This is a genomic window from Kitasatospora sp. NPDC054939, from assembly GCF_053610105.1.
On sequence record NZ_JBSGXP010000005.1, the window covers coordinates 42,634 to 68,189 of the forward strand.

At 74.4% G+C, this 25,556-nt stretch carries 25 protein-coding genes and 1 tRNA gene; 9 read left to right on the forward strand and 17 right to left on the reverse strand.

From position 1 onward, the window contains the following. Window positions 1-121: 121 nt before the first annotated feature. The 4 genes from ACWGB8_RS02990 to ACWGB8_RS03005 all read right to left on the reverse strand — a co-directional run bounded on the left by ACWGB8_RS02990 (window position 122) and on the right by ACWGB8_RS03005 (window position 1,789). Window positions 122-505 (reverse strand): VOC family protein, encoded by a 384-nt coding sequence (locus ACWGB8_RS02990; protein ID WP_452209637.1) that lies wholly within the window; start codon window positions 503-505, stop codon window positions 122-124. Between the two features lie 184 nt (window positions 506-689). Further along, complete coding sequence (locus tag ACWGB8_RS02995; protein ID WP_452209639.1) at window positions 690-1,193, reverse strand: hypothetical protein; 504 nt, start codon at window positions 1,191-1,193, stop codon at window positions 690-692. Between the two features lie 107 nt (window positions 1,194-1,300). Further along, a complete protein-coding gene (locus ACWGB8_RS03000) occupies window positions 1,301-1,483 on the reverse strand; it encodes a hypothetical protein (RefSeq protein WP_452209641.1) in 183 nt (60 codons plus the stop codon). A 111-nt stretch (window positions 1,484-1,594) separates the two neighbouring features. Further along, the gene (locus ACWGB8_RS03005) at window positions 1,595-1,789 is read right to left on the reverse strand and encodes a DUF6011 domain-containing protein (protein WP_452209643.1); all 195 of its coding nucleotides are present in this window, start codon (window positions 1,787-1,789) and stop codon (window positions 1,595-1,597) included. 62 nt (window positions 1,790-1,851) lie between these two features. Here ACWGB8_RS03005 and ACWGB8_RS03010 point away from each other — a divergent pair, with 62 nt between their 5' ends. Next, entirely contained in the window at window positions 1,852-2,631 is a 780-nt protein-coding gene (locus tag ACWGB8_RS03010) for a TetR/AcrR family transcriptional regulator C-terminal domain-containing protein (RefSeq protein WP_452209645.1), read from the forward strand. Window positions 2,632-2,653: 22 nt separating this feature from the next. On the opposite strand, the gene ACWGB8_RS03015 is transcribed toward ACWGB8_RS03010, so the two are convergent. Further along, window positions 2,654-3,088, reverse strand: a complete 435-nt coding sequence (locus ACWGB8_RS03015; RefSeq protein WP_452209752.1) for a winged helix-turn-helix transcriptional regulator — start codon at window positions 3,086-3,088, stop codon at window positions 2,654-2,656. Between the two features lie 108 nt (window positions 3,089-3,196). Here ACWGB8_RS03015 and ACWGB8_RS03020 point away from each other — a divergent pair, with 108 nt between their 5' ends. Continuing rightward, window positions 3,197-4,048 (forward strand): SDR family oxidoreductase, encoded by an 852-nt coding sequence (locus ACWGB8_RS03020; RefSeq protein ID WP_452209753.1) that lies wholly within the window; start codon window positions 3,197-3,199, stop codon window positions 4,046-4,048. Window positions 4,049-4,234: 186 nt separating this feature from the next. Then, on the forward strand, window positions 4,235-5,206 hold the full coding sequence (gene rarD / locus ACWGB8_RS03025) for an EamA family transporter RarD (RefSeq protein ID WP_452209647.1): 972 nt from the start codon (window positions 4,235-4,237) through the stop codon (window positions 5,204-5,206). A gap of 81 nt (window positions 5,207-5,287) precedes the next feature. Here the strand turns inward: rarD and ACWGB8_RS03030 are convergent, their stop codons facing one another. The 3 genes from ACWGB8_RS03030 to ACWGB8_RS03040 all read right to left on the reverse strand — a co-directional run bounded on the left by ACWGB8_RS03030 (window position 5,288) and on the right by ACWGB8_RS03040 (window position 8,485). Next, a complete protein-coding gene (locus tag ACWGB8_RS03030; protein WP_452209649.1) occupies window positions 5,288-6,199 on the reverse strand; it encodes an ABC transporter permease in 912 nt (303 codons plus the stop codon). Further along, window positions 6,186-7,175 carry an ABC transporter ATP-binding protein gene (locus ACWGB8_RS03035; RefSeq protein ID WP_452209651.1) on the reverse strand — a complete coding sequence of 330 codons (990 nt, stop codon included), beginning with the start codon at window positions 7,173-7,175 and terminating at the stop codon, window positions 6,186-6,188. The genes ACWGB8_RS03030 and ACWGB8_RS03035 overlap by 14 nt, the downstream gene beginning before the upstream one ends. 92 nt (window positions 7,176-7,267) lie before the next feature. After that, window positions 7,268-8,485: a LolA family protein gene (locus tag ACWGB8_RS03040; RefSeq protein ID WP_452209653.1), complete on the reverse strand. Its 1,218-nt coding sequence runs from the start codon at window positions 8,483-8,485 to the stop codon at window positions 7,268-7,270. Window positions 8,486-8,678: 193 nt separating this feature from the next. Here ACWGB8_RS03040 and ACWGB8_RS03045 point away from each other — a divergent pair, with 193 nt between their 5' ends. Both ACWGB8_RS03045 and ACWGB8_RS03050 read left to right on the forward strand, forming a co-directional pair. After that, window positions 8,679-11,270 carry a bifunctional FO biosynthesis protein CofGH gene (locus tag ACWGB8_RS03045; RefSeq protein ID WP_452209655.1) on the forward strand — a complete coding sequence of 864 codons (2,592 nt, stop codon included), beginning with the start codon at window positions 8,679-8,681 and terminating at the stop codon, window positions 11,268-11,270. Window positions 11,271-11,431: 161 nt separating this feature from the next. Beyond that, window positions 11,432-12,547, forward strand: a complete 1,116-nt coding sequence (locus ACWGB8_RS03050) for an ADP-ribosylglycohydrolase family protein (RefSeq protein ID WP_452209657.1) — start codon at window positions 11,432-11,434, stop codon at window positions 12,545-12,547. 134 nt (window positions 12,548-12,681) lie between these two features. Here ACWGB8_RS03050 and ACWGB8_RS03055 read toward each other — a convergent pair whose 3' ends face one another. The 3 genes from ACWGB8_RS03055 to ACWGB8_RS03065 all read right to left on the reverse strand — a co-directional run bounded on the left by ACWGB8_RS03055 (window position 12,682) and on the right by ACWGB8_RS03065 (window position 14,946). Next, window positions 12,682-12,897 carry a DUF397 domain-containing protein gene (locus tag ACWGB8_RS03055; protein WP_452209659.1) on the reverse strand — a complete coding sequence of 72 codons (216 nt, stop codon included), beginning with the start codon at window positions 12,895-12,897 and terminating at the stop codon, window positions 12,682-12,684. Beyond that, window positions 12,897-13,760: a helix-turn-helix domain-containing protein gene (locus tag ACWGB8_RS03060; protein ID WP_452209661.1), complete on the reverse strand. Its 864-nt coding sequence runs from the start codon at window positions 13,758-13,760 to the stop codon at window positions 12,897-12,899. Before ACWGB8_RS03060 ends, ACWGB8_RS03055 begins: the two co-directional genes overlap by 1 nt. Window positions 13,761-14,202: 442 nt before the next feature. Then, a complete protein-coding gene (locus ACWGB8_RS03065) occupies window positions 14,203-14,946 on the reverse strand; it encodes a GOLPH3/VPS74 family protein (RefSeq protein ID WP_452209663.1) in 744 nt (247 codons plus the stop codon). 298 nt (window positions 14,947-15,244) lie between these two features. Between ACWGB8_RS03065 and ACWGB8_RS03070 the strand changes: the two genes are divergently transcribed. Then, complete coding sequence (locus ACWGB8_RS03070; RefSeq protein ID WP_452209665.1) at window positions 15,245-17,791, forward strand: D-alanyl-D-alanine carboxypeptidase family protein; 2,547 nt, start codon at window positions 15,245-15,247, stop codon at window positions 17,789-17,791. 11 nt (window positions 17,792-17,802) lie between these two features. Here ACWGB8_RS03070 and ACWGB8_RS03075 read toward each other — a convergent pair whose 3' ends face one another. Together ACWGB8_RS03075 and ACWGB8_RS03080 are read right to left on the reverse strand one after the other, a co-directional pair. After that, a complete protein-coding gene (locus ACWGB8_RS03075) occupies window positions 17,803-18,705 on the reverse strand; it encodes a YhjD/YihY/BrkB family envelope integrity protein (RefSeq protein ID WP_452209667.1) in 903 nt (300 codons plus the stop codon). A gap of 523 nt (window positions 18,706-19,228) precedes the next feature. Beyond that, window positions 19,229-20,791, reverse strand: coding sequence for a glycosyltransferase family 39 protein (locus ACWGB8_RS03080; protein WP_452209669.1), 1,563 nt, complete (start codon window positions 20,789-20,791; stop codon window positions 19,229-19,231). A 281-nt stretch (window positions 20,792-21,072) separates the two neighbouring features. On the opposite strand from ACWGB8_RS03080, the gene ACWGB8_RS03085 reads away from it, so the two are divergent. Continuing rightward, window positions 21,073-21,145 (forward strand) — tRNA-Arg (locus ACWGB8_RS03085). A gap of 131 nt (window positions 21,146-21,276) precedes the next feature. On the opposite strand, the gene ACWGB8_RS03090 is transcribed toward ACWGB8_RS03085, so the two are convergent. Beyond that, a complete protein-coding gene (locus ACWGB8_RS03090) occupies window positions 21,277-22,173 on the reverse strand; it encodes a phosphatase PAP2 family protein (RefSeq protein ID WP_452209671.1) in 897 nt (298 codons plus the stop codon). Between the two features lie 420 nt (window positions 22,174-22,593). On the opposite strand from ACWGB8_RS03090, the gene ACWGB8_RS03095 reads away from it, so the two are divergent. Both ACWGB8_RS03095 and ACWGB8_RS03100 read left to right on the forward strand, forming a co-directional pair. Next, window positions 22,594-23,565 (forward strand): sigma-70 family RNA polymerase sigma factor, encoded by a 972-nt coding sequence (locus tag ACWGB8_RS03095; protein ID WP_452209673.1) that lies wholly within the window; start codon window positions 22,594-22,596, stop codon window positions 23,563-23,565. Window positions 23,566-23,778: 213 nt separating this feature from the next. Then, complete coding sequence (locus tag ACWGB8_RS03100) at window positions 23,779-24,129, forward strand: hypothetical protein (protein WP_452209674.1); 351 nt, start codon at window positions 23,779-23,781, stop codon at window positions 24,127-24,129. A 27-nt stretch (window positions 24,130-24,156) separates the two neighbouring features. Here ACWGB8_RS03100 and mscL read toward each other — a convergent pair whose 3' ends face one another. The 3 genes from mscL to ACWGB8_RS03115 all read right to left on the reverse strand — a co-directional run bounded on the left by mscL (window position 24,157) and on the right by ACWGB8_RS03115 (window position 25,470). Then, window positions 24,157-24,573, reverse strand: coding sequence for a large conductance mechanosensitive channel protein MscL (gene mscL / locus ACWGB8_RS03105; protein ID WP_452209676.1), 417 nt, complete (start codon window positions 24,571-24,573; stop codon window positions 24,157-24,159). Window positions 24,574-24,602: 29 nt separating this feature from the next. After that, entirely contained in the window at window positions 24,603-24,923 is a 321-nt protein-coding gene (locus ACWGB8_RS03110; protein WP_452209678.1) for a hypothetical protein, read from the reverse strand. A gap of 229 nt (window positions 24,924-25,152) precedes the next feature. Further along, window positions 25,153-25,470, reverse strand: coding sequence for an FmdB family zinc ribbon protein (locus ACWGB8_RS03115; RefSeq protein WP_452209679.1), 318 nt, complete (start codon window positions 25,468-25,470; stop codon window positions 25,153-25,155). Between the last annotated feature and the right edge of the window lie 86 nt (window positions 25,471-25,556).

Here is a 25,556-nt window from a genome sequence, read left to right on the forward strand (position 1 = left end):
GGGGCGGCGGGGGGGGGGGGGCGGGCGGGCCCACCCCCGTGGCGGTTGGCGCCCCCGCGGCCCGGGGGGCCCCCGCCCGCCGGCGCCGGGCCCCACCCCTGTGTCGTCCGCGGTGCCCCGGTCAGTGGCCGGCGGCCCACTCGACCAGCTGGACGACGATCCCGTTCGGGTCGGTGACCTGGAACAGCTTCTCGCCCCAGGGCTCCTCGCGCAGCGGCATGGTGATCTCCACGCCCGCGCCGCGCAGCCGGGCCTCCTCGGCGGCGACGTCCGCGACGGTGAAGGCCAGGATCAGCCCGGACGCCCGCTGGTGGCGGAAGTCCTCAGGCAGGACGTCGAGTCCGAGCCGGAGGAAGATCACGTTCAGCCCGGCGTCCTCCCGACCGAGCGAGGCGAACCCGTCCGCGGCCATCTGCTCGGTGAACCCGAAGTGCTGCTGCAGGAAGTCGGAGGAGGCGGTGACGTCCTCGACGGTGAGCGAAACGGCGGTGGCGGTGATCTGCATGCGGTGGTGGCCTCTCCTCGGCGATTACTCCGTACGACGTACAGTGTACACAGTACGGAGTGGTGCGCCAGAGCGGTTTCCGGCCGATCCGGCGAAAGGTTCCGGCCAGCGGCGCCACCCCGGTCATCGGCGCCGCCACCCGTCGAAGCTGCCGCCTGCCCCCGGCCGCCCCCGGCGGCCCCGATCAGGCGCCCTCGATCGCCCGGCGGCGGGTGTAGGCGACGGTCAGCACCGCGACCAGCGGGCCCCAGGCGAGCATCGGCGCGTAGCAGGCCAGCATCACCAGGCGGGCCCCGCCCTGCGGGAACTCGGGGTGGCCCAGCGGGCCGTTCGGCGCGAGGGTGAGGGCGGCGCAGAGCCCGGTGACCGCGAAGGCGCCGAGCGAGGCGGGCGCGATCACCGCGGCCGGCGGCACGCGCCGTCCGCCCACCCGGGGCAGCCGGTGCGGCAGGCGCTCGCCCCACGGCCGGACCAGTGCGAGGGTCAGCAGCGAGGCGGCCTGCGAGGCCGCCGACAGCACCAGCACGTAGCCCAGGAGTTCGGTGCCGCGGTACATCGTGGCGAGCTCGCCGGTGAAGCCGACGTCGACACCGAGGCCGAGCGCGAGCCGCCAGGCGCAGGACGGGACGGTGCACAGAACGGTCGCCCAGGCGGCCAGGACGGCCCAGCGGGGGGCGGTGGTGGGCAACGGGTCCTCCGGGGGTGTGCGACGGTGCCGACGGCTCGACGATCCCGCGTCCGGAGGGCCGCCCGCCTCGTCCGCGGCGGCGGACCGCCTCCCCCGGCCGGGGGAGCTCACGCGGCGCGGTGCCGCCGGTGGTAGGAGACGGTGACGGCCGCGAGCAGCAGCCGCCACAGGCCGGACGGCAGGGCGAGCAGGGTGACGGCACGGGCGGCCCGGACCGCCCGGCGCGGCGGCGGCGGGAGCCGGGGCACCGTCACGTCGAGGGGCCGCGGCGGGAGGTGGAGTGTCGTCATGCCCGCCGGCCTGCCGCCGGGCCCCGGGGGGCGGCGGCAGGCCCGGGGGGGGGGCCCCGGCGCACCCCCGCGGGGGGGGGGGGATCCCTGCCCGGGGCGCCCCGGGGTGGGCTACAGCGCGAACCGGTGCCGGGGAACGCGTTCGACGGTGTCGCGGCACTCCGGGCCGAGCCGGAGCATCCGCGACTCGGGGTCGTGCAGCGGGCGGTGGCAGCGCCGGCAGGTGACCCGGGCGCGCAGCGGCTCCGGCTCCGGCGGGGTGCCGGGCAGCGGGGTCGGTCGGGGTTCGCGGGCGGGGCCGGTCATGCCGTGACGGTACCGGGTGCGGCCCGTACCGGGGCCGGGGTCGGCGTGAAAGGATCGGCCCCATGGCCACCGACCGCAGCAGCGCAGGAGATCCGGCGCAGACCCTCGCCCTCCTCTGGGGCGTGACGGCGGCCGGGAAGCCGGGCCGCCGCGGCCCCAAGCAGGCCCGCTCGGCCGCGGAGATCGCCGGGGCGGCGATCGCGCTCGCCGACGCCGAGGGCGCGGAGGCCGTCACCATCCGGCGCACCGCCCAGGAACTGGGGCTCTCCCCGATGTCGCTGTACACCTACGTGCCGGGCAAGGCCGAACTGCTCGACCTGATGCTGGACACCGTGTACGCCTCGATGCCGCGCCGCACCCCGGCCGACCCGGGCTGGCGGGCGCGCGCCGCCGCGGTGGCCGACGACAACCGGGAGCTGTACCGCGCCCATCCCTGGGTCGCCCGGGTCTCCACCAGCCGTCCGCCGCTGGGGCCGGGGCTGATGGCCAAGTACGAGTACGAGCTGCGCGCCCTGGAGGGCACCGGCCTGCCGGACGTCGAGCTGGACGCGGCGCTGACCCACCTGCTGGGCTTCGTGCAGACCTGCGCCCGGATGGCGGACGACGAGCGGGCCGCCCGGCAGGACAGCGCGATGAGCGACGCGCAGTGGTGGGCCGCGAACGAGGAACTGCTCGCCCGGGTCTTCGACGCGGAGCGGTACCCGACCGCCGCCCGGGTCGGTTCGGCGGCCGGCGAGGCGTACGGCGGTGCGTACAGCCCGGACCACGCCTATGCGTTCGGCCTGCCGCGGATCCTGGACGGCCTGGCGGCGCTGGTCGCGGAGCGCGCGACCGGGGCCTGACCCGGCCTGCCGCGTCTCCCTCCTAGCGGGCGTCCTGGCGCGCCCGCTCCCCGTCGTACGCCTCGCGGGCCGCGAGCACGGACGGCACCCGCCGCTCCGTCCAGTGGGCGAGCGCGGCGACGAGCCCGGCGGCCTCCCGGCCGAGGTCGGTCAGGCTGTAGTCGACCCTGGGCGGGATGACCGGGTGGGCCTCGCGCAGGACGAAGCCGTCGCGTTCGAGGGTCTGCAGGGTCTGGGCGAGCATCTTCTCGCTGACCCCCGCCACCCGGCGGCGCAGCTCGCTGAAGCGGTAGCCGCGCTCGCTGAGCGCCATCAGCACCAGGACGCCCCAGCGGCTGGTGACGTGCTCCAGCACGCCCCGGGACGGGCACATCCGGTCGAGGACGTCGGCCGGCGGGAACGGGGCGAGCGGGCCGGCCGCCGCGGGCGCCGGGGCCTGGGTCGAGGACTGGGTCATTACCTCCATATCAGTACCGTACTTCAAAGTGGGTACTTTCGGAAGGAAAGTGCCGTCCCTAGGGTGAGTGTCGAAGCCAACGAGCACCACCCACCCGAGGAGCAGCACATGTACGTCGTCACCGCCGCCACCGGACAGCTCGGCCGCCTGGTCGTCGAGGGCCTGCTGGCGCAGGTCCCCGCGAGCGAGGTCGCGGTCGCCGTCCGCTCCGCCGAGAAGGCCGCCGACCTGGCCGCGCGCGGGGTGACCGTCCGGGTGGTCGACTACAACCGGCCGGAGACGCTGGCGGACGCCTTCGGCCCCGGCGACCGGGTGCTGCTCATCTCGGGCAACGAGATGGGCCGCCGGGTCGCCCAGCACACCGCCGTGGTCGAGGCCGCGCGCGCCGCCGGAGTCGCGCTGCTCGCCTACACCAGCGCCCCCGGGGCGGCCACCTTCCGCCTGGCCGACGAGCACCGGGCCACCGAGGCGGCGATCCGCGCGGCCGGGATCCCCTTCGCCCTGCTGCGCAACGGCTGGTACACCGAGAACTACCTGGGCGACGCGGCCGGCACGGTGTCCCGCGGCGCGGTGGTCGCCAGCGCGGGCGAGGCCGGCCGGGTGGCCAGCGCGGCGCGCCGGGACTACGCCGACGCGGCCGTGGCGGTGCTGCTCGGCGAGGGCCACGAGAACCGGGTGTACGAGCTCAGCGGTGACGCCGCCTGGAGCTTCGCCGAGCTGGCCGCCGTCCTCGCCGAGGTCTCCGGCAGGCCGGTGCAGCACCGGGTGGTGACCCCGGCCGAGCACCTGGCGGTGCTGGTCGGCGCGGGCCTGCCGGAGGGCTTCGCCGAGATCCTGGTGGACGTGGACGCGGGCATCGCCCGCGGCGAGCTGGCTGGCACCCCGGGCGACCTGGCCCGGCTGATCGGCCGCCCGACCGTGCCGCTGGCGGAGAGCGTGCGGGCCGCGCTGGGCGCCTGAGCCCCGGCGCCGAGCCCCGGCGCCGAGCCCCGGCGCCGAGCCCCGGCCCCGGGTCTCTGTTCGGAGCTCCTGCCGAGCCCTCCCGCCGGGCCTGTCATGACCAAAATGCGGATACGGAGATGACAGGGCGCCCCTCCGCCCGCTACCGTCGGCTCGACACACGTGCGCGCGGAGGGCAGGCCCGTCATGCCAGACACAACCCAGCGGGAGGCCGGTCGGGGTCTCTGGTACGGCGTCGCGGCGTACGGCATCTGGGGCCTGTTCCCGCTGTTCTGGCCGCTGCTGGAGCCCGGGGCGGCCGACGACATCCTGGCCAACCGGATGGTCTGGTCGCTGGTCGCGGTGCTCCTGCTGCTGATCGTCCAGCGGCACTGGGCCTGGATACGCCCGCTGCTGGCCCAGCCCCGCCGGCTCGCCATGTCGGCCGCGGGCGCCGCGGTCATCTCGGTCAACTGGGGCGTCTACATCTGGGGCGTCAACGCCGGCCACGTCGTCGAGACCAGCCTCGGCTACTTCATCAACCCGCTGGTCACCATCGCTTTCGGCGTCCTCGTGCTGAAGGAACGGCTGCGTACCGCGCAGTGGGCCGCGGTCGGCGTCGGCGGCGCGGCGGTGGCCGTCCTCACCGTCGGGTACGGGCGGCTGCCCTGGATCGCGCTGACCCTGGCGCTGACCTTCGCCACCTACGGCCTGCTGAAGAAGAAGGTCGGGCTGAGCGGGCTGGAGAGCCTGGCGCTGGAGAGCGCCTTCATGTTCCCGTTCGCGCTGGGCTACCTGGTGTATCTGGAGTTCTCGGGCCGGGGCACCTTCGGCCACACGGTGGCCGGCTCCTTCGGCTGGGGGCACTCGGGGCTGCTGGTGCTCAGCGGGGTGATCACCGCGATCCCGCTGCTGTTCTTCGGCGCGGCGGCGGTCCGCGTCCCGCTGACCGTGCTCGGGCTGCTGCAGTACCTGGCGCCGGTGTTCCAGTTCCTGATCGGGATCGCGGTCTTCCACGAGTCGATGCCGCCGGCCCGCTGGGCCGGGTTCGCCCTGGTCTGGGCGGCCCTGGCGGTGCTCACCTGGGACGCGCTGCGCAGGGTCAGGGCGGACCGGGTCGAGCGGGCGGCCGTGGCGGCCGCAGCGGCCCCGGTCCCCGCCCCGGCGGCCGGCCGCTGACCCCGGCCGGGTCGGGCCAGGGTGGGGCGGGTCGGGGCGGGGCGGGGCGGGCCGACCCGTGGGCCGGCCCGGCCGTCCGGGCTACGCCGTGATGTCCCGGCCGGTGAACCGCGACCAGGCCGCCGAGCCGAACACCGCCACGTAGGCGCCCTGCAGCCCGAGGTTCTTCAGCACGCCGTCCCAGTACATCGGCTCCCGCAGCAGGTCCCCGAAGCTCAGCCAGTGGTGGGTGAACAGGTAGGGCTGGATCGCGTGCAGCTGCGGGAAGCTGTCCAGGATCTGCACGGTGATCACCAGGCCGACCGTGGCCGCCATCGCCGCGATGCCGCTGCCGGTGAGCGTGGAGACGAACAGCCCGATCGCCACCAGCCCGGACAGCGAGGCCGCCACCACCAGGGCCACCAGCACCGCCCGCAGCAGCGCCTCGCCGAAGCCGATGGTGTCGCCGGAGATCAGCGTCACCTCGCCCAGCGGGAACAGCGCCGCACCGGTGGCCAGCGCCGCCGCCGCCACGGTCGCCGTCGCCGCCGCGCAGAACACCAGGCCGGCGGTGAACTTGGCGGCCAGCAGCCGGGTGCGCCCGGCCGGGGCGACCAGCAGGTAGCGCAGCGTGCCGCCCGCCGACTCGCCGGCGACCGAGTCCCCGGCGACCACGCCGACCGTCATCGGCAGGAAGACCGGCAGCGCCACGGCGAGCGCGGTGAACACCAGGAACAGGCCGTTCTGGGTCACCTGCGCGATGAAGGCCGGGCCCCCGCCGCCGCCCTGCCCGTCCGTCTCGATCCTGATGACCGTGCCGATCAGCACCGGCAGCACCGCGAGGATGGCCAGCAGCACGATCGTCCGCATCCGGCGGAAGGTCAGCACCAGTTCGCTGCGGAACAGCGCGAGGAAGCCCGCCGCCGTCTGCGGCCGGCGGCCCGCCCGGGCCGGAGCCGTCGGCGACGGTCCAGCCGTGGCCGGAGCGGCCGGTGACAGTTCAGCCCGCGACATCGAAGCCCTCCCCGGTCAGCGCCACGAAGGCGTCCTCCAACGTGCCCCGCTCGACGCCGAAGCCGCGGATCCGAACCCCGGCCGCAACCAGCGCCGCGCACAGCTCGGGCAGTGCGTCCTCGCCGAGCGCGCCGGCCTCGCCGTCCACCCGCTCCTCACCCACCGCCAGCCCGGTCACCCCGCGCCCGGCCAGCACGGCGGCCGCCGTCGCGGCGTCCGGGGTGCGCACCACCAGCCGGCCCTGGGCCCGGGCGGCCAGCTCGGCGACGGTGCCCTGGACGAGCAGCCGGCCGCGCGACATCACCGCCGCATGGGTGCAGACCTGCTCGATCTCGTCCAGCAGGTGCGAGGAGAGGAACACCGTGGTGCCCTCCGCCGCAACCTCCCGGACCAGCGCCCGGATCTCCCGCATGCCCTGCGGGTCGAGGCCGTTGGTCGGCTCGTCCAGCACCAGCAGCTCGCGCGGCTGCAGGAGGGCCGAGGCCAGGCCGAGCCGCTGCTTCATACCGAGCGAGTAGGCGCGCGCCTTCTTCCCCGCGGCGGCCGTCAGCCCGACCCGGTCCAGGGCCTCGGCGACCCGCTGCGGGCGGGTGCGCGGGTCCGCGGTGGGGTCGGCCGCGTCGAAGCGGGCCAGGTTGTCGCGGCCGGAGAGGAACCCGTACAGCGCCGGGCCCTCGATCAGGGCGCCGACCCGGGGCAGCACGGTGGCGACCGACTGCGGCATCGGCTCGCCGAGCACCGAGGCCGATCCGGAGGTGGGCGCGATCAGGCCCATCAGCATCCGGATGGTGGTGGTCTTGCCGGAGCCGTTCGGGCCGAGGAAGCCGAAGACGCTGCCCCGGGGCACGGCGAGGTCAAGGCCGTCGACGGCGAGCTGGCCGCCGCGGAACCGCTTGGTCAGCCCCCTGGTGCGGATCACGGTGTCGGACGGGTCCCCGCCCTCCGGGGCGGGGCGGGGGTCGGCGGAAACGGCCACGGGGGCCGGGCGCACCTCGGTGCCCCGGCCCCCGGCCGGCTCCGCGCGGTGCTCCGTCGCCGGAGTCCGCGTCACGGGAGCCTGTGCCACTGCTACTTCACCCCGGCCGCACTCTGCAGCACCGGCAGCGTCACCGCACCGGCGAACACCCGGCCGTCGTCGGTGACCAGCGCGTTCAGCACCTTGGTGCTGATCAGCGTGCCGCCGTCGACCGGCTTGCCCAGGGACTTCACCAGCGACTGCACGCTCTGGCCCTGCGGGCCCCCGCCGCCGTGCCCGCCGCGCCGGCCGCCCTCCTTCGGCGCCTCGACCTCCCCGCTCGGCAGCCGGGTGCTCAGCACGCTCGTCCAGCCCTCGCCGACCACGTTCGTCCCGTCGGGCCGGGCCTGCTGCTCCGCCCCGGCGGCCGGTGCCCCGGACGGCCGGTGCTCGGTCACCTCGGCGCCCTTGGGGGCGGTGAACTCGAAGGTCTTCGCGGCCGGCTTGGCGAAGGAGACCTCGGAGAAGTGGACGTCCAGCACCTTCGAGCCGTCGGTGCCGGTCACCAGCACCGCCAGCGGCACGCCGTTGTCGGCGGCCACCGAGATCCGCACCTCGCCGATGGTCGAGCCCGCCTGCTTCGGCTTGACGCTCAGCCGGTACGCCTTCTGGCCGGCCACGTTCGCCGTGCCGTCCACGGTGACCGCGGTGGTGTCCGCGGCGGCGGTCAGGAAGAGGCGGGCCGCCTCCTGCGGCGTGGTCGGCACGCCGGTCAGCGCAGGCGCGGCCCCGGCCCGCCCGGGCCCGTCCTTCGGGGCCGTCAGGTGGACGGCCTGGTTGGTGGCGCTGTCCCACGCCCACACCTGGTCGCCGTTGTGCACCACGGTGTACTCGGCGAGCTCCTCGATCAGCCCGATCCGCTGGCGGTCCGGGCCGTCCACCGCGACCCGCAGGGTGTGCTCGCCGCCGAGCAGCCCGGCCAGCTTGGCCTCCGGCGCGGCCGCGGACTTCCCGCCGTCGCCCGGGCCCCCGCCCGGCACACCCGCACCCGCCGCCGCGAACAGCTGGCTCGGCACGCCCAGGTCGGCCGAGACCCGGACCGTGCCGGAGAGCGTCTGCGCCTGCGAACCGAGCGCCTTCGCCACCACCTGCTCCGCCGTCAGCGCCGGCAGGTTCGGCGGCGTGTCGTCGGCCAGGGCCGGGCCCAGCCCGAACCCGGCGGCCACCATGCCCGCCACCACCAGCGGCACCGCCACCCGTACCGCCGTCCGGCGCCGCCGGCGGTACGGCGCGCCGCCCGGGTACTCCTCCGCCGCCCTGTCGTCCGTCATCCCGTCCATCCCCTCCGTAGCCGTGCCCGATCGTCCGTGCTGCGTGCTCCTGCCCTCCCATTGAAAGCCGTCCGGCCCCGCCGGGCATCGCCCTGCAGGGCCAGATCGGGGTCGGACTCGCGGCGCACCCGACCCTGAGACCTCCTCAGGGTCGGGTACTCCGGACGGTGGAGAGCTGACGTAGGGTCGCGCCATGGACGCTACCGACCGCCCGGCCGCCGCCGGCACCCCCACCGCCAACGCGATGCGCCGCGCCCTGCGCCGTGCCCGGGACGGGGTGGCGCTCGACGTCGGCGAGGCGGCGGTCCTGCTCCGGGCGAGAGGCGACGACCTGGCGGACCTGTGTACGAGCGCCGCCCGGGTGCGCGACGCGGGCCTCGAAGCGGCCGGCCGGCCGGGCGTCATCACCTACTCCCGGAGCGTCTTCATCCCGCTCACCCGGCTCTGCCGGGACCGCTGCCACTACTGCACCTTCGCCACCGTGCCGGGCCGGCTCCGCCGCGACGGCCACGGGATGTTCATGTCGCCGGACGAGGTGCTGGAGGTCGCCCGGCGCGGCGCCGCCATGGGCTGCAAGGAGGCGCTGATCACCCTCGGCGACAAGCCCGAGGACCGCTGGCCGGAGGCCCGCGAGTGGCTGGACGCGCACGGCTACGACGACACGATCGCCTACGTCCGGGCGATGTCCGTCCGGATCCTGGAGGAGACCGGGCTGCTGCCGCACCTGAACCCCGGGGTGCTGAGCTGGACGGACTTCCAGCGGCTCAAGCCGGTCTCCGCCTCGATGGGCATGATGCTGGAGACCACCGCGACCCGGCTGTGGAGCGAGCCCGGCGGCCCGCACCACGGCTCGCCCGACAAGGAGCCGGCCGTCCGGCTGCGCGTCCTGGAGGACGCCGGACGCAGCTCCGTGCCGTTCACCAGCGGCCTGCTGATCGGCATCGGCGAGACGTACGAGGAGCGCGCCGAGTCGCTGTTCGCGCTGCGCCGGGTCTCCCGCGCCTACCACGGCATCCAGGAGCTGATCCTGCAGAACTTCCGGGCCAAGCCGGACACCGCGATGCGTGGCATGCCCGACGCTGAGCTCGACGAACTGGTCGCCACGGTCGCGGTGGCCCGCCACCTGCTCGGCCCGACCGCCTGCCTGCAGGCCCCGCCCAACCTGGTGGACGGCGAGTACGCGCGGCTGATCGGCGCCGGCATCGACGACTGGGGCGGTGTCTCCCCGCTGACGCCCGACCACGTCAACCCCGAGCGCCCCTGGCCGCAGATCGACCGGCTCGCCGAGCAGTCCGCGGCCGCCGGCTTCGCCCTGCGCGAGCGCCTCGCCGTCTACCCCGAGTACGTGTTGCGCGGTGAGCCCTGGCTGGACCCGCGGGTGCTGCCGCACGTCCGCGCGCTGGCCGACCCGGAGACCGGCCTGGCCCGTCCGGACGCGGTGGTCACCGGCCGCCCCTGGCAGGAGCCCGAGGACCTGCCCGCCTCCTACGGGCGCACCGACCTGCACGCCACCATCGACACCGACGGCCGCACCGGCGACCGCCGGGCCGACTTCGAGGACGTGTACGGCGACTGGGAGGTGCTGCGCGAGCAGGTGCGCACCGGCTCGGCCCCGGAGCGGCTGACCGGCGACGTCCGGGAGGCGCTCGCGGTGGCCGCCGACGACCCGACCCGGCTGACGGACGAGCAGGCGCTCGCGCTGTTCCACGCGGACGGGCCCGCCCTGGACGCGCTCTGCCGGATCGCCGACGACGTCCGGCGGTCCGCGGTCGGCGAGGTGGTGACGTACTGCGTCACCCGGAACATCAACTTCACCAACGTCTGCTACACCGGCTGCCGCTTCTGCGCGTTCGCCCAGCGCCGCACCGACGCCGACGCGTACACCCTCTCGCTGGAGCAGGTCGCCGACCGGGCCGCGCAGGCGTGGGAGGTCGGCGCCACCGAGGTCTGCATGCAGGGCGGCATCCACCCGGACCTCCCCGGCACCGCCTACTTCGACATCGCCCGGGCGGTGAAGGAGCGGGTGCCCGGCATCCATGTGCACGCCTTCTCCCCGATGGAGGTCGTCAACGGGGCGACCCGCACCGGCCTGTCGATCCGGGACTGGCTCCAGCGGGCCAAGGAGTCCGGCCTCGACTCCATCCCCGGCACCGCGGCCGAGATCCTCGACGACGAGGTGCGCTGGGTGCTCACCAAGGGCAAGCTGCCCGCCGCCACCTGGGTCGAGGTGGTCACCACCGCGCACGAGCTCGGCCTGCGCTCCTCGTCCACGATGATGTACGGCCACGTGGACACCCCGCGGCACTGGCTCGGCCACCTGCGGCTGCTCGCCGGGATCCAGCAGCGCACCGGCGGCTTCACCGAGTTCGTCACGCTGCCGTTCATCCACACCAACGCGCCGGTCTACCTCGCCGGCATCGCCCGGCCCGGCCCGACCGCCCGCGACAACCGCGCGGTGGTGGCGATGGCCCGGCTGCTGCTGCACCCGCACATCCCCAACATCCAGACCAGCTGGGTGAAGCTGGGCGCCGAGGGCGCCGCCGAGATGCTCCGCTCCGGGGCCAACGACCTGGGCGGCACCCTGATGGAGGAGACCATCTCCCGGATGGCCGGCTCGGCGTACGGCAGCTACAAGTCGGTCAAGGACCTGGAGGCGATCGCCGAGGCCGTCGGCCGCCCGCACCGCCAGCGCACCACCACCTACGGGGAGGTGCCGGCCGAGCGCCGGGCGGCGGCCCTCGCCTCGGACGGCCACCTGCCGCGACTGCTGCCGCTCGCGGACTGAGCGCCGGGCCCACCGGCCCCGGTCCGCGGCGCGTGTCGTGATGGTGCAGGTGTCCGAGGGACCCCTCGGACCGTTCGGGTATTCGAATACAGTGCGATGGCACGCGGTCGGAGGTACCCCGCGGGCCCCCGTTGTCCCGGACGAAAGGCACCCCGGTCGTGATGCCACTGTGGTCACGCGCGCAGCAGCAGGACTACCGCAGCCGGGTGCGGGGTTGTCTGCTCGGCGGTGCGGTCGGCGACGCGCTCGGCGCCGGCATCGAGTTCGAACAGCTGGACAAGATCCGGGCCGCGCACGGTCCGGCCGGGGTCACCGGGTACGTCCCGGCGTACGGCCGGCTCGGCGCGGTCACCGACGACACCCAGATGTCGCTGTTCACCCTGGACGGGCTGATCCGCGCCCACGTCCGCCGGGACACCGGCAGCTGGCACCCGCCCACCGACGTCCACCTCGCCTACCTCCGCTGGGCCGCCACCCAGCGCGACTGGGGCCCGGACGAACGGCGCGCCGACCTGGGCTGGCTCGGCCGCGAGGAGTGGCTGTACGCCCAGCGCGCCCCCGGCCAGGCCTGCCTCTCCGGGCTCTCCGGCCCGGACGCCGACCGGCTCGGCACCCTGGAGGCCCCCAAGAACCCGCACTCCAAGGGCTGCGGCACGGTCATGCGGGCGGCACCCTTCGGCCTGCTCACCACCTGGGACCCGGGCCTGGTCTTCCAGCTGGCCGTCGAGTGCTCGGTGCTGACCCACGGCCATCCCACGGGCTACCTGTCGGCGGGCGCGCTGGCCGTCATCGTCCAGACCGCGGCCCGCGGCGGCACCCTGGAGGAGGGCGTCCACCTGGCGCTCGCGCTGCTCTCGGAGCGTCCCGCGCACGAGGAGACCACGGCCGCGCTGCGCGGTGCGCTCGACGCCGTCCGGGCGGGCGAGCCCTCCGCGGAGCGGGTGGAGGCGCTGGGCGAGGGCTGGGTCGCGGAGGAGGCGCTGGCGATCGGGGTGTACTGCGCGCTGGTCGCGCACGACGTGCGCTCGGGCCTGCTGCTCGCGGTCAACCACTCGGGCGACAGCGACTCCACCGGTTCGATCTGCGGCAACCTGCTCGGCGCGCTGCACGGCGACACCGCGCTGCCGCCGGGCCTGGTGGCCGGTCTGGAGGGACGCGGGGCGATCATGGAGCTGGCCGACGACTTCGTCCTGGAACTGATGCACGGCGCCGAACTGCACGGCCAGGACACCCCGGAGGGTGCGCTCTGGTCCTCCCGGTACCCCGTGCTGCACTGACGGGCGGCTGTACTGACGAGAGGCCGCCCCGACGGGCGGCTGCCCCGACGAGCGGCTGCCCGCAGTGGTGTCCGCCGCCCTCCGTGAGGCGGACACCACTGCGGGCAGCGGACCCCGAGAACGGGTACGGGCGGTCAGACCTCGCCGACCGTGCCGAACGCCCCCTGTGCGGCGGCGGTGGCGAAGGCCGTCCAGGCCTCGGACGAGAAGCACAGCTGCGGGCCCTCGGGGTCCTTGGAGTCCCGTACGTCCACCGCCCCGGCGGCCGGGACGCGGAACTCCACACAGGCACCGTTGCCGCCGCTGTGACTGCTCTTCCGCCAGGCAGACCCGCTCTCGAACGTGGACATCAGTGGTATCCCTCTTCAATCGTCGCTATCAGTGACCGGCTCTCCGCCACACCGAGGGCCGCGGCCCGCAGGTGGTCGTAGAGACCGGTATAGCGGCGCACGTCCTGCTCCTTCTCCAGGTAGAGATCGCTCGTCACCCCTTCGAAGTAGACAACTGTGGAATCGGCTGACTCCGGGAACTCCAGCAGGGAGAATGTCCCGGTCATCCCGGGGTGTGCTCCGTGCGAGAAGGGGATGACCTGGATGGTGATGTTGGGGCGCTCGCTCAGCGCGAGCAGGTGCTTCAGCTGGTCGGCCATCACCTCGCGGCTGCCGACCTCGCGGCGCAGGACCGCCTCGTCTATGACCGTCCAGAGGCTGCCCAGCTGGTTGACCTCGCCGTGCAGGCGGTCCTGGCGCTTCATCCGGACCTGCACGCGCCGCTGGACCGCGGTGACGTCGGTGTCCGGCTGGGTGCCCGAGACCACCGCGTGCGCGTACTGCTCGGTCTGCAGCAGTCCGGGGACGAACGAGGACTCGTACGCCCGGATCGAGGAGGCCTCCGCCTCCAGCCCGATGTACACGCTGTAGGGGGTCGGCATGTCGTTGAAGTCGTGCCACCAGCCGCGCTGCCGGGACTCCCGCGCCATGTCCATCAGGCTGCTGCGCATCTGCTCGTCGGCGACGTTGTAGACGTCGCAGAGGTCGCGGACGTCCCGCTGGCTGATGCTGCGCCGGCCGTTCTCCAGCCTGCTGATCTTCGACTGGGAGACCATCAGCCGCTGGGCCACCTCCTCCGCCGTCATGCCCAGGCCCTCGCGCAGTTTGCGCAGTTCGGCGCCGAGCCTCCTTCGGCGCACGGTGGGATTGATGCTCGCGGACACGTCGACCTCCGGCCGGACCTCTGGTGATCGTTGGAACGGCAATCCTCGGAACACTGTGGTAATTGGGACCAACCCCCCTGACTTTGAGCAGCATGTCACCTTGGATCAGGTCGGCGCCGGGGAATCGCAGCAGCGCAGTAGAACAGATCATCGGAAAAGCGCTTCGGCGAGACAGCGGCCACCGCCGGGTGATAAGGCGGCACTGCGGCTCGATCCGGTGGTGGCACCCGCGGCAGGGCGCCGATGTGCCACCGACATATGCGGGCATCTGCAGGTCAGATGCGGGTACGGCCCCGGGGCGGGACCGTGGACCAGTACGGGGACGGCAGAGGGGCGGCCGCCCGACGACTTCCGTCGCGGGCGACCGCCCCTTCATGCCTCCTGGTTGCTCACCGCCGGCGGACGGCGCGAGCCGTCGTCGAACGCGCCCCCGGCGGGGCGGTCAGCGGACGCCGACCCGGGGCGCCGCAACCCGGCCGCCCGTGCTGCGGCCCGGCGCGCGCTGGCCCGGACGGCCCGGGCCGCCCGTCGCGCCGGCCTGGCTGCTGCGGTTCTGCTGACCGGGCAGGCCGTTCTGCACGTCCATCACCGCGTGCGCGACCATACCGCCCAGCGGGTCGTACCGGATGAGGTCGCGCAGCCGCGACCGCGAGGACCGGCCCTCGTTGCCCGGGTAGAGGTGCTTGCCCAGGCCCACCGAGTGCGCCAGCGCCGCCAGCGCCGCCGTCCGCGGGTCCGGCGGCACCCCGGTGCGGATCGCGGTGTCGAGCCGCTGCTTGATCGCGGCGTTGGTGCAGTCGTCGGACGCCTGGTAGCGCGTCGTCGGCAGGACCCCGCAGACCTGGCCCGGCACCGCCGTGACCATGCCGCAGCGCTCCAGGTGCGCCAGGTACGTCTGACGCAGCCCCAACCGGGGCCCGCCGATCCAGTGCGCAGCACGGACCGGGCTGCCGCGTCGGCGCAGCAGCTCCAGTGCGTGGTCCAGCGTCGGGTCGCCGGTCGGCCGTGGCAGCACGACGGCGATCCGGTCGCCCTCCGGGACGATCCGTCCGGCCAGGGACAGCTCGACGAGCTGGGCCCCGGCGAGTCCGAGGTCGAGGGTCTGCGGCTGCGCCGTGGTGCCCGTGGTCGGGTCCAAAGCGAGCAGCAAGAGTTCCTCGGGAACAGTTCTGCGGCTCTTGCCCATCCAAGCCTCCCCGCGTGGATGGGAAACAGCGTGACGCCTCTCACACGGGCTTGTCGAGTACGCCTCCGAATCGTGACCTTGCGCAGGACCGGGGGGGAACCGGCCGCGCCGGGCCCGGCGTCTGACCAACGAGCAGACCGGGTACCGCCGTGCGGCGACAATAAGCGCCGGTCGGGCGGGGTGTGGGCGGCCGGACGGCCCCCGGTGGCGGAGACTGTACAGGTACACGGGGCGGGGCGTCGGCTTCCCGAAATCGGGTCGGCCGGTGCCCCGCCGGGCGTTGAGGAGGCTGGGTTACGTGGGCGAGTCCCCCGACAGGGTGCTGCGGGACGGCGAGCGGGAGCGCGGGCAGGGGCGCGACCGGGAGCGGGAGCCGGAGCAGGCCGGCGAGGCTCGTGAGGAGCGTGACGACCGCGCGGACGGCCGGGCGGACGGTGGCGCGGGCGACCGCGCGGACGGTGACGCGGGTTCGGGCGCGGGTGGCGAGGGTGCTGCCGGGGCGTCTTCGGCGGAGTCGTCCGCGAAGTCGTCGGCCGATTCTCCCGCCGGGTCTTCGGCCGGGGCGTCGGCCGATCCTTCGGTCGCGGAGGCTGCGGACGGTGGCGCCGAGGGGGAGGCCTCCGTCGAGGCGCCCGCCGGGGCGCCCAAGGGCGGGTCCACCGTACAGCTCCGCGTCCGGGATACGGACAACCTGACGACCGAACTGCGGATGCCCCCGGCCGACGAGCGGACCACCGCGCTGCGGCTCCCCGTCGACGACCGCACCACCACGCTGCGGTTGCCCGCCGACGACCGCACCACGGCCCTGCGGCTCCCCGCCGCCGACGAGCGGACCACCGCGCTGCGGCTGCCGCTGCGCCCGGACGCTGCGGCGAAGCCCGAGGTCGCGGCGGCGTCCGAGGTCGCCGGCGGGGCAGCCGCCGGCGGTGGGACCGATGGCGGGGAGAAGGGCGGGGCGACCTCCGCCGCGTCGGCCGAGCCCGCCGCGAACGACGCCACCACCATGCTGCGGCTGCCCCCGAAGCCCGCCGACGAGACCCCGGGCCGCCCCACGGGCGTCGACCCCCGTCTCGCCATCCGGACCGGCGACCGGGCCGGCACGCCCGAGTCGGCCGAGGCGTCCGAGCGTGCCGCCTCCGACGAGCGGGCGCCTGCCGCAGAGCAGGCAAGCGCCGCAGAGGGGACCGGCGCCGCCGAGCAGGCCGGTGCCGTCGAGCGGGCCGGTGCCGTCGAGCGGGCCGAGAAGCTGGAGAAGCGCCGGGACCTGAAGGTGGGCGGGGCGACCGCGGCCTCCGCGACCGCCGCCGCAGCGGGCCGCGCCGCGCCCCGTACCGGAACCGTGCCCGAGCCGCCGGCCCCCGCGCCGCTGCCCGAGCCCGAACCCACGCCCGGCCCGGAACCCCTGCCGAAGCCCACCCCGAAGCCGACGCCGGGTCCGGCGCCCACGCCCGGCCCGCTACCGCCCGTACCGCCGCTCCCCGGCCCCGGACCGCTGCCCGGCCCGGCTCCCCTGCCGTCGACCACGCCGATGCCGGTGCCCGAGCCGGTGCCCGAGCCGATGCCGAGCCGTCCGGAGTCGACCTCCGAGGCCATGCAGGTCCTGGCGTCCCTCAACTCCCGGCCGGTCTCGCCGCTGCGCCGGGCGCTGAAGCGGTTCACCATCTGGACGGTCTTCCTGGGACTCGTCGTCGGCGCGGCCGTGGTCGCCCAGCTGCTGCGCCCGCTCCCCGACGCCACGGTGAAGCTGACCGCCCCCGGCAGCTACGCCTTCACCGGCGACCCGCTGGACCTGGCCTGGCCGGCCAAGGGCCAGTCCGCCGCCGAGGTGGTCGGCGTCGGCAGCCTGGGCAGCTCCGGTGCGGAGACGCCCAGCCCGATCGCCAGCGTCACCAAGGTGATGACCGCCTACCTCATCCTCCAGGGCCACCCCCTGAAGAAGGGCGAGAGCGGTCCCAAGATCACCGCCGACAAGCAGGCCGCGCAGGAGTCCAACAACGTCGACGAGTCGAAGGTCACCCTGGTCGAGAACCAGGTGCTGACCCAGTACGAGGCGCTGGAGATGCTGATGCTTCCCTCCGCCAACAACGTCGCCCGCCTGCTGGCCCGCTGGGACGCCGGCTCGGAGGAGGCGTTCGTGAAGAAGATGAACGACACCGCCGCCAAGCTCGGCATGGCCAACACCGTCTACGCCGACCCGGCCGGATTCAACGCGCAGACCAAGAGCACCGCCAAGGACCAGCTCAAGCTGGCCGGCCAGGTCATGCAGAACGACGTCTTCCGGCAGATCGTCTCCACGCCGGACACCACCTTCAACAATCAGAAGATCTTCAACACCAACACCCTCATCTCGGCGAAGAACGGCATCATCGGCGTCAAGACCGGCTCCAGCACCCCGGCCGGCGGCTGCCTGATGTGGGCGGCTGTGAAGGAGGTCGGCGGCATCAAGCGGACGATCCTCGGCGTCACGCTGGGCCAGCCGGCCACCGCCACCGAGGGCATCCTGAAGGTCGTCCAGAACGTCAGCGCCAAGCAGATCGCCGCCGCGCAGAACGGCCTCACCGGGCAGACACTGGCCAAGCAGGGCGAGGTCGTCGGCCACGTCGACGACGGCCTCGGCGGCAAGGTGCCGGTCGTCGCGTCCAAGGAGCTCACCGTCGCGGGCTTCCCCGGAGTCACCGCCACCCTCGTCCTGGACCCCGCCAAGGTCGGCCACGAGGCCGCGGCCGGTACCCAGGTCGGCGTGCTGCGGGTCGGCGCGGGCGACGGGAAGCTGGAGGTCCCGGTGACCCTCCAGTCGGACCTGAAGCCGCCGTCGATCCTCTCCCGGCTGATCCGACTGGTCTGATTGGGCGGGTCCTACCAGTCGTCCTCGGGTCCGTCCGGCGCCTGCCCGTCCGCCCCCCGTCCGTCCTGCTCCCGACCCCCCGCGACCCGGCCCCGCCCGGCACGCGGGGGGTCGATCCGTTCGCCGCCCCACGAGCCGGGCTCGGTGCGGGTGCCCAGCCGCTCCTCCCACCAGGGCTCCTCCGACACCACCCGGCCCATGGCGATCGCCAGCGTCAGCCCGGCGAACATCACGATCAGCCAGGAGAGCCCGGTGAACACCACCCCGAACGGGCCGAACTGCTCCACGCTGCGCGACATCGCCGCCGGCAAGTAGACCCGCGAGGCCACCCCCAGCCCCGCCACCACCACCCCGCAGAGCACCGACCCCGGCAGCAACGGCAGCCAGCGCACCCGGCCGCCCAGCAGCAGGTGCTGCGTCCACCACCAGAGCGCGACGCCGGTGACGAACGTCAACGGCACGCCGAGCCAGGCCCCCGCACCGAAGCCCTCCCGCACCGGGGTCTGGAACACCAGGACGACCAGCCAGACCAGCAGCCAGACCAGCCACCGCCAGGCCGCCAGCCGGGCACCCGCCTTCGGCATCTCCCAGCACCGCTCGCACGTCCGCTGCACCGCCCGGCTCAGCGCCGTCGCCGACAGCAGCGTCACCAGCGCCCCCACCACGCCGATGGTCGCCTGGTCCTGCTGCCCGCCCGCCAGGACCTCCTGCACGGACTGCTGGGCCGCACCCTCCAGGCCCAGCTCCTTCCGCAGCGAGTTCGACACCCCGTCGCGGACCGCCGCCGGTGCGAACACCGCCACCACGAACAGCGCCGGGAGCGCGCTCAGGAACGCCTGGGCCGCCAGCCGGGTCGCGCAGTCCAGCAGGTTCACCCGGAGCAGCTGACCGAGCGCCCGACCCACCACCGGCACCTCGGGCAGCCTGCGGGCCCACGCCGACGTCCGCTCCTTCCGCGTGCGCCAACGGGCCGACTGCCTGCCGGGCGGCGGCGTGGCATCCGGCTCGGGTTCCGGGTCCGGCTCGGGCTGCGGGTCCGGCTCGGGTTCGTGCTTCGGGTCCTGCTCCGGCTCTGGTTCCGGCTCCGGGTCTGGATCTGGATCTGGCTCTGGATCGGGATCGGCGCCGCTCGGGCGGTCGCTCACGGGCTGGACCTCCTCGGCTGCGGGCTCGGCCGCGGGCAGGCGGGCATCCGGGTGCTCACAGGATCACCCGGCCGGCGCCCGCCCGCATCCGCGCCACCCCGCCGTTCGGCCGCGTCCCCGCTGACGGCGGACAGGTGCGCGGGCCCGGACGGTTCGCGGGCCGGAGGGTGAACGGGTGGTCCGGCCGATAGGGAGGTGGCCCGGTGGGTTGGGAGGTGGCCCGGCCGGTGGGGACGCGGCCGAACGGCGGGGTGGCCCGGCCGGTGGGGTGGTCCGCCGCTCGGCGGGAGGCTCAGCCGGACTTCGGGCTGAGCAGGGCGAGGGTCACCCCGCCGAGCGGGCTCACCTGGCTCGCCGTGTAGCGGTTCTGCAGCGCCGTCCGGGCCGGCTCCACCGGCATCGAACCGAGCGGGTCCGGCGTGTCACCGAGCACCAGCAGCCATATCCGCGGGGCCGGGCCGCCGATGCACTCGGCCGGGCGGGCACAGGGCACCGGGAAGAGGTCGTCCGCCTCGACCGCGCTGCGCTCCACGAGGAGCTGCTGCGGCCGGACGTCCTCCGGCAGGTAGTAGGCGACGCCCTCGGCGACCATCGCCCAGTTCTGGTTGCCGATCGGCGCCGCCAGTCCGTCGCCGGGCCGGTACCCCGCGGCGATCAGGGCGGCCGCAGCCCGGTACGGCTCCTGCGAGTCCGAGTGCGAGCCGACGTGGCGGACCTTCTGCTGCACCGGCGCCGCGGACAGCGCGGGTACCGCCACCAGTCCCGCCGCCAGCACCGCGACGGCCGCCCGTACCTGCCCGGGCGTCCGGCTCCGTTCGGCCGTGCCCGCGATCACCCGGTGTACCGCGGCGACCCCGCCGCCGGCCACCACCGCCCAGGCGGGCACGGTGAAGAGCAGGTACCGCTCGGTGAAGTACGAGGTGCCGCCGCCCTGCGAGACCGCCCAGACGGTCACCACCGGCGCCACCGCCAGCAGCAGCGGCTGGAGCGCGGCGACCCGGCGGCCCGGCAGGCCCAGCGCCAGCGCCGCGAGCGCCACGAACACGTGGTACAGCTCGGTCGACCCGAACAGCAGGTCCCCGAACTTCCGCAGCTGCTGGAACGTCGGCTCCATGATCCAGCCGAGCTGCCGGCCCGACTGACGGCTGCCGAGCACCACCACCGGCACGGCCGGCAGCGCGCCGAGGACCACTGCCGCCGGGTACTGCAGCAGCAGCCGCCACTCCGCCGTCGAACGGGTCCGCCACAGGTGCAGCAGGACGACCCCGACCTGCCCGACCAACGTGGAGAAGGAGATCAGGTGCCCGATCCCGGCGGCGGCCATCGCCACCGAGTACGGCGCCCAGCGCCCCACCGCCGCCCAGCCCCGGGCCGGCCGCTCCAACGCCCGCAGCAGCAGCCAGCTCGCCGCCGCCACCGCGCACACCACCAGGGCGTACGACCGGGCCTCCTGGGCGAACCGCGCGATCGTCGGCACCACGGCGAACAGCAGCCCCGCGGCCACCCCCGCCACCCGGCCGCCGAACAACTGCTTCGCGGCCAGGGCCACGAAGCCCGCCGCGCCGGCCATCGCCAGCACCGAGGGCAGTCGCAGCGCGACCGTGGAGTCGCCGAACACCGCCGTCCAGCCGTGCATGAACAGGTAGTAGGCGCCGTTGCTGGCGTCCACGTTCTGCAGCATGGCCCAGAGCTCGCCCGGCGACCGCGTGGCCACCGCCCAGGTCGCCACCTCGTCCCGCCACAGCTCCGGGGTCCACAGCCGGTACAGCCCGACGCCCAGCATCGCCAGCACCGGCCACAGCCACACCGGGCCCGTCACCCGCCGGAGCACGGGCGGGAGGGCAGCTGATGTCATGAGGCGCCTCGTCATTGCGGTACCGAACCGGCGCGCCGCAGCGACACCGGGTGTTCGAACGGGCATGCCGCGGCACGGGCCGCCGCAGAACACCCCGTCAACGACCGGCACCGGCACACCGGTTCGCCCAGGCTACTTGACCCGTTCTGACACCCTGTCGGCCCCCACCCCGGGATCTGCACGTTCGGCACCCCGCCGACGCCCGCGCCCCCATCAACCGCCACCCCCGCCCCACCCCCGATCCGGTACTCTGTGCATCGAGCGCCCACCGGGGCGCCCCCGCCTCAGTAGCTCAGGGGATAGAGCACGGCTCTCCTAAAGCCGGTGTCGCAGGTTCGAATCCTGCCTGGGGCACGCAGCAGACCTCCAGGCCTCCCGCCCGTCCAGGGCAGGGGGCCTGTGCCGTTCCCGGCCGCGGGCCCCCGGGTTGCCGGCCCCGGGCCGCGCGGGACCGCGGTTCGGGGCGGGGTGCGCGGGCGTGCCGCTCAACCGTCGGTGTCGTCCCGGCGTCGGGAGCCCTCGGAGCGGGAGCCCTCGGAGCGGGTGGGGGAGGCGCGGGGGAGCACGGTCGGGGGCGGGTCGTCGGTCGGGCCCGGAGCGAGGTGGGGGGTTTCGCCGGGGTCGGAGGTCGGGGCGGGCGGCCGGGAGGCCAGGACGCGCTGGACCCGCGGCCGGGTGCGCCAGTTCACCCGCCGGACGTCCCGGGCGAGGGCTCCGGGCCGCCAGAGCTCGACGGCCGCGGTGACGGCGCCGAGGACGAGCCCGGCGGCCAGCCAGCCCGCGAGGACGTCGGAGGGCCAGTGGACGCCGAGGGCGATCCGGCTAGTCCCGATCGCCAGGACGATCGCACCCGCCGCCGAACAGGCCGCGGTGCGCCCGGTCCGCCGCGCGCGGGGCCAGAGCAGGCCGACCAGGACGGCGCAGGTGAGGGCAGAGGCCATCGCGTGGCCGGACGGGAACGCCGGGCCGGCGGCGTGCGAGACCGGGTCCTGGAAGGAGGGGCGGTCGCGGTCGACGAGCTTCTTGAGCCCCCACTGGGCGGCCCAGCCGATCAGGGCCTGCGCGGCGACCCAGCCGGCCAGCGTCCGTGCGCCGATCAGCCAGAGCCAGCAGGCGGCCACCCCCAGGGCGGACCGCATGGTCGCGGTGCCGCCGATGTCGGTGAGCGTCTGGACGGCGGCGGTCCAGACGGTGTGGGCCCGGGCGTAGTCGTGCATTCCGTCGGTCCAGGCCCGGTCGAGCCGGGCCAGGGGCTGCCAGCCGGTCTGCACGAGGGCGGCCAGGATTGCGAGGAGAACGGCGCAACAGGCCGACAGCGCCGCGTACCGCAGGAGGCAGCGGTCACGCCTGGTGATGGTGGGCGCGCTGTTGGTCAGGTGCATGGCTGACACCTTCCCCGTGGGTCGTGGGGATCGGACGGTGGGCTGATAGCGATTTGGCATCTTTTGTGCGGAGGATCTGCGGATGCCGGGAACGTCGGCCGCGTCCCGGGGGTTTCGACTGCAGGGGAGTGGCTGCGGAGCCGGGAGGGGCCGGCCGCGCGGGCGTCGGCGGAGCGGGCCGGCCGCCCGGTCGGAAGCGGGCGCCCCGATGGCACGAGGAGTGCAGCTCCGGTCACGCTCCGTCCGCAACGGGGGTGAAAACGGGCAGGATACTGCATCGCTGGAAGAATCTGAGTGACTTGGGAATGTTGTCCGGATTCTGTTCGTTGGATCGTTACGTGTGAGCCCCGCGGGGCCCGCACTTCTTGCCCTTGCGGGCAGGCAGGCAGACCTCGGCAACACCAGCGAAAGGGAGCAAGCATGGCCACCCGTGCCGTCGTTCGCGACAGGGCCGACCGGACTCGCGCGGCCCGCCCGACCAACCTTGAGGCCGACCGCGACCTGGTCGGTATGTACCTCGACGAGATCGCCAGGACGCCCCTGCTCGATGCCGCCGAGGAGGTCGAGCTCTCGCTGCGGATCGAGGCCGGCGTGTACGCCCAGCACCTGCTGGAAGGGGACGAACTGCCCCAGGGCGTGCAGCGCGAGGAGCTGGAAGCAATAGCCGAGGACGCCGAGCGCGCCAAGGACGTCTTCATCCGGTCGAACCTTCGTCTCGTGGTGGCGGTCGCCCGCCGTTACCCGCGCAGCGGCCTGCCCCTGCTGGACCTCATCCAGGAGGGCAACGCGGGCCTGGTCAGGGCGGTCGAGAAGTTCGACTACGCCAAGGGCTTCAAGTTCTCCACCTACGCGACCTGGTGGATCCGGCAGGCGATCACCCGGTCGATCGCCGACCAGTCGCGCACCATCCGGCTGCCCGTCCACCTGGTGGAGGAGCTGGGCCGGATCCGGCGCGTGCAGCGCGAGAAGTCCAAGGAGCTGGGCCGCGAGCCCGAGCCCGCCGAGATCGCCGCCGAGCTGGACACCACCGAGACCCGCATCAAGGACGTGCTGGACTGGGCGCGTGACCCGGTCAGCCTTAACATGTCGGTCGACGACGAGGGCGAGACCCAGTTCGGCGACCTCGTCGAGGACACCGGGGCGACCTCCCCGGAGGACGCGGTGATGGTCATGCTTCGCCGAGAGGAGCTGGACGATCTGATCGGGCGGCTGGACGACCGTACGGCTTCGATCATCCGGTCGCGGTACGGAATGGAGGACGGCCGCGAGCGCACCCTGACCGAGGTGGGCAAGCAGCACGGGCTGACCCGTGAGCGGATCCGCCAGATCGAGAAGCATGCGCTGGCCGAGCTGAAGCGGATCGCCGACCACGCCGGCTTCGAAGCGGCCTGACCGGTCCTGGGACCGGAGGCCCCGCTGGGCCCGGGTGCGGAGCGCTCCGCACCCGGGCTTCCGCGCTTTCGTCGACGGCGGGGCGGGGTGGTGGCGGGTCGTGGCCGGCCCGGAGCGGGGAGTGCCGGGGGGTGGACCGGACTTCGGGCAAGAGATGATTTCGGACAAGTGGCGGCGGCGGACATGCGATCGAAGGCGAAGGGAAACGGGTCGGTGAGCGAGCAGGAACCGGTCGAGCGGGCAGCTGACGGGCACGAGCCGGTCGGACAGAAGTCGGACGGGCAGGGAACGGACGGACAGGAACCGGGCGGACACGCGTCGGGCGGGCAGGAATCGGGCGGGCAGGAATCGGACGGGCGGGTGGCGCCGGGCGGCAGCGGCCCCGCCCCGGATGCCGAGCGGGCGGCGGCCGCCCGGAAGGCCCGGTTGGTCTTCGGGGACCCGCTGGACCAGCAGTCCCGGGACGACACCGACAGCGGCTGGGGTGAGCGCCCGGGTGGGTCGAGCAGTGGGCGGGGGCTGGACTGGTACCTGAGCCAGCGCCCGCCGCACCACGGCGGCTGAGGGCGGGTCGGGGTCGTCCCGGTCGGCTCAGCGCCGGGCGACCAGGGCGTCCCGGATCTCGGTGAGCAGGACGACCTCCTTCTCCTCCGCCTCGGCCTGGGTCTCGGCGAGGGTCTTGCGCTTGGCGGTGAACCTGGTCATCGGCAGGATCAGGCAGAAGTAGACGACGGCTGCGGTGATCAGGAACTGCAGCGCCGCGCTGAGCACGGAGCCCCAGAGGATGAAGATGCCGGAGGTGACCTCCCCGGACGCGTCGACCTCGCAGGGGCCCTTGAGGCAGGAGCTGTAGGAGGCCAGATCCTTGGCTCCGAAAAGGCCGACGATCGGATTGATCACGCCCCTCACGAAGGCGTTGACGATATTGGTGAAAGCCGCACCGATGACGACGGCAACGGCCAGTTCGACGACGTTTCCGCGCAGCAGGAATTCCTTGAAGCCCTTCATGCCGCGTGAACGACGAAGTCGTCAGTAGGTCACGGGTGATCTCCGGGATCGCCGGATTGACAACCCGTTCGGTGGGCGGGCGCCGCCGCGGGCGGTGGCAGCCCCGCTTGCCGGGGCTCCGCGACGAGTGCGGCGCCGGCCAGGAGCAGGCCCGCGGCCAGCAGCATCCCGGGCCCGCGCACGGTCCGGCGGAGCCGGTGGCGCCGGGTGCAGCCGGCCCGGATCGGCGGGAACTGCGGCAGCTCGTGGCGCGGCGGTACGGCCGGGGCGGGCGCCGGGACGCCGGTGTCCCCGGCGCCGGAGGAGGCCGGACGGGGGAGGTGCTCGGAGTGCGTGGAGTGGGTCCTCATGGCGCACACTCTGCCGCCGCCCGGTGAGCGGGGAAAGCCCGTATCCGGTTCCTGTGGAAAAGCCGGCCCTGTGGAGAACTTCGTACACCCGCGCGAGTGAACCGGGGTTGGCGGGTGGGTGTTTCGGGGCAGGCGAAAGGCCCGGCCACCGCGTCGCGACGCTGGTGACCGGGCCTTTCGAAAGCCTGGACCGGGGACGGCCCGCGGGGCGGGCCGGAGACCGGCTCGACTAGTTGGCAGCCGCCGGGGCGGAGCTGGCGGCGGGGGTCGAGCTGCCGCCCGAGCTGCCGGTGCCGCCCGAGGAGGAGGACGACGAGGAGGGCGACGACGATGCCGACGACGAACCCGAGCCCACCGAGCTGCTGGAGGAGGAGCGGCTGTCCGTGCGGTAGAAGCCGGAGCCCTTGAACACGACACCTACGGCCGAGAAGATCTTGCGGAGCTTCCCCTGGCAGTCGGGGCACGTGGTCAGCGCCTCGTCGGTGAACTTCTGCACCGCCTCCAGGCCGTTGCCGCACTCGGTGCACTGGTACTGGTACGTGGGCACTTGTCTTCCTCCTGGCACTCTCGCCTGATGAGTGCTAACGATGGTCAATGATGCGGCATTCCGCTGCGTCAGTCCAGCGACTCAGG

What these genes read in the sequence shown, in the direction of transcription:
- ACWGB8_RS03030 (WP_452209649.1), bottom strand. Translation starts at nt 6,199, where the DNA reads ATGTCGCGGGCTGAACTGTCACCGGCCGCTCCGGCCACGGCTGGACCG.
- ACWGB8_RS03090 (WP_452209671.1), bottom strand. Translation starts at nt 22,173, where the DNA reads ATGCACCTGACCAACAGCGCGCCCACCATCACCAGGCGTGACCGCTGC.
- ACWGB8_RS03020 (WP_452209753.1), top strand. Translation starts at nt 3,197, where the DNA reads ATGTACGTCGTCACCGCCGCCACCGGACAGCTCGGCCGCCTGGTCGTC.
- ACWGB8_RS03000 (WP_452209641.1), bottom strand. Translation starts at nt 1,483, where the DNA reads ATGACGACACTCCACCTCCCGCCGCGGCCCCTCGACGTGACGGTGCCC.
- rarD (WP_452209647.1), top strand. Translation starts at nt 4,235, where the DNA reads ATGCCAGACACAACCCAGCGGGAGGCCGGTCGGGGTCTCTGGTACGGC.
- ACWGB8_RS03065 (WP_452209663.1), bottom strand. Translation starts at nt 14,946, where the DNA reads ATGGGCAAGAGCCGCAGAACTGTTCCCGAGGAACTCTTGCTGCTCGCT.
- ACWGB8_RS03110 (WP_452209678.1), bottom strand. Translation starts at nt 24,923, where the DNA reads ATGAGGACCCACTCCACGCACTCCGAGCACCTCCCCCGTCCGGCCTCC.
- ACWGB8_RS02990 (WP_452209637.1), bottom strand. Translation starts at nt 505, where the DNA reads ATGCAGATCACCGCCACCGCCGTTTCGCTCACCGTCGAGGACGTCACC.
- ACWGB8_RS03045 (WP_452209655.1), top strand. Translation starts at nt 8,679, where the DNA reads ATGGACGCTACCGACCGCCCGGCCGCCGCCGGCACCCCCACCGCCAAC.
- mscL (WP_452209676.1), bottom strand. Translation starts at nt 24,573, where the DNA reads ATGAAGGGCTTCAAGGAATTCCTGCTGCGCGGAAACGTCGTCGAACTG.
- ACWGB8_RS03010 (WP_452209645.1), top strand. Translation starts at nt 1,852, where the DNA reads ATGGCCACCGACCGCAGCAGCGCAGGAGATCCGGCGCAGACCCTCGCC.
- ACWGB8_RS03055 (WP_452209659.1), bottom strand. Translation starts at nt 12,897, where the DNA reads ATGTCCACGTTCGAGAGCGGGTCTGCCTGGCGGAAGAGCAGTCACAGC.
- ACWGB8_RS03005 (WP_452209643.1), bottom strand. Translation starts at nt 1,789, where the DNA reads ATGACCGGCCCCGCCCGCGAACCCCGACCGACCCCGCTGCCCGGCACC.
- ACWGB8_RS03095 (WP_452209673.1), top strand. Translation starts at nt 22,594, where the DNA reads ATGGCCACCCGTGCCGTCGTTCGCGACAGGGCCGACCGGACTCGCGCG.
- ACWGB8_RS03050 (WP_452209657.1), top strand. Translation starts at nt 11,432, where the DNA reads ATGCCACTGTGGTCACGCGCGCAGCAGCAGGACTACCGCAGCCGGGTG.
- ACWGB8_RS03080 (WP_452209669.1), bottom strand. Translation starts at nt 20,791, where the DNA reads ATGACATCAGCTGCCCTCCCGCCCGTGCTCCGGCGGGTGACGGGCCCG.
- ACWGB8_RS03040 (WP_452209653.1), bottom strand. Translation starts at nt 8,485, where the DNA reads ATGACGGACGACAGGGCGGCGGAGGAGTACCCGGGCGGCGCGCCGTAC.
- ACWGB8_RS03015 (WP_452209752.1), bottom strand. Translation starts at nt 3,088, where the DNA reads ATGACCCAGTCCTCGACCCAGGCCCCGGCGCCCGCGGCGGCCGGCCCG.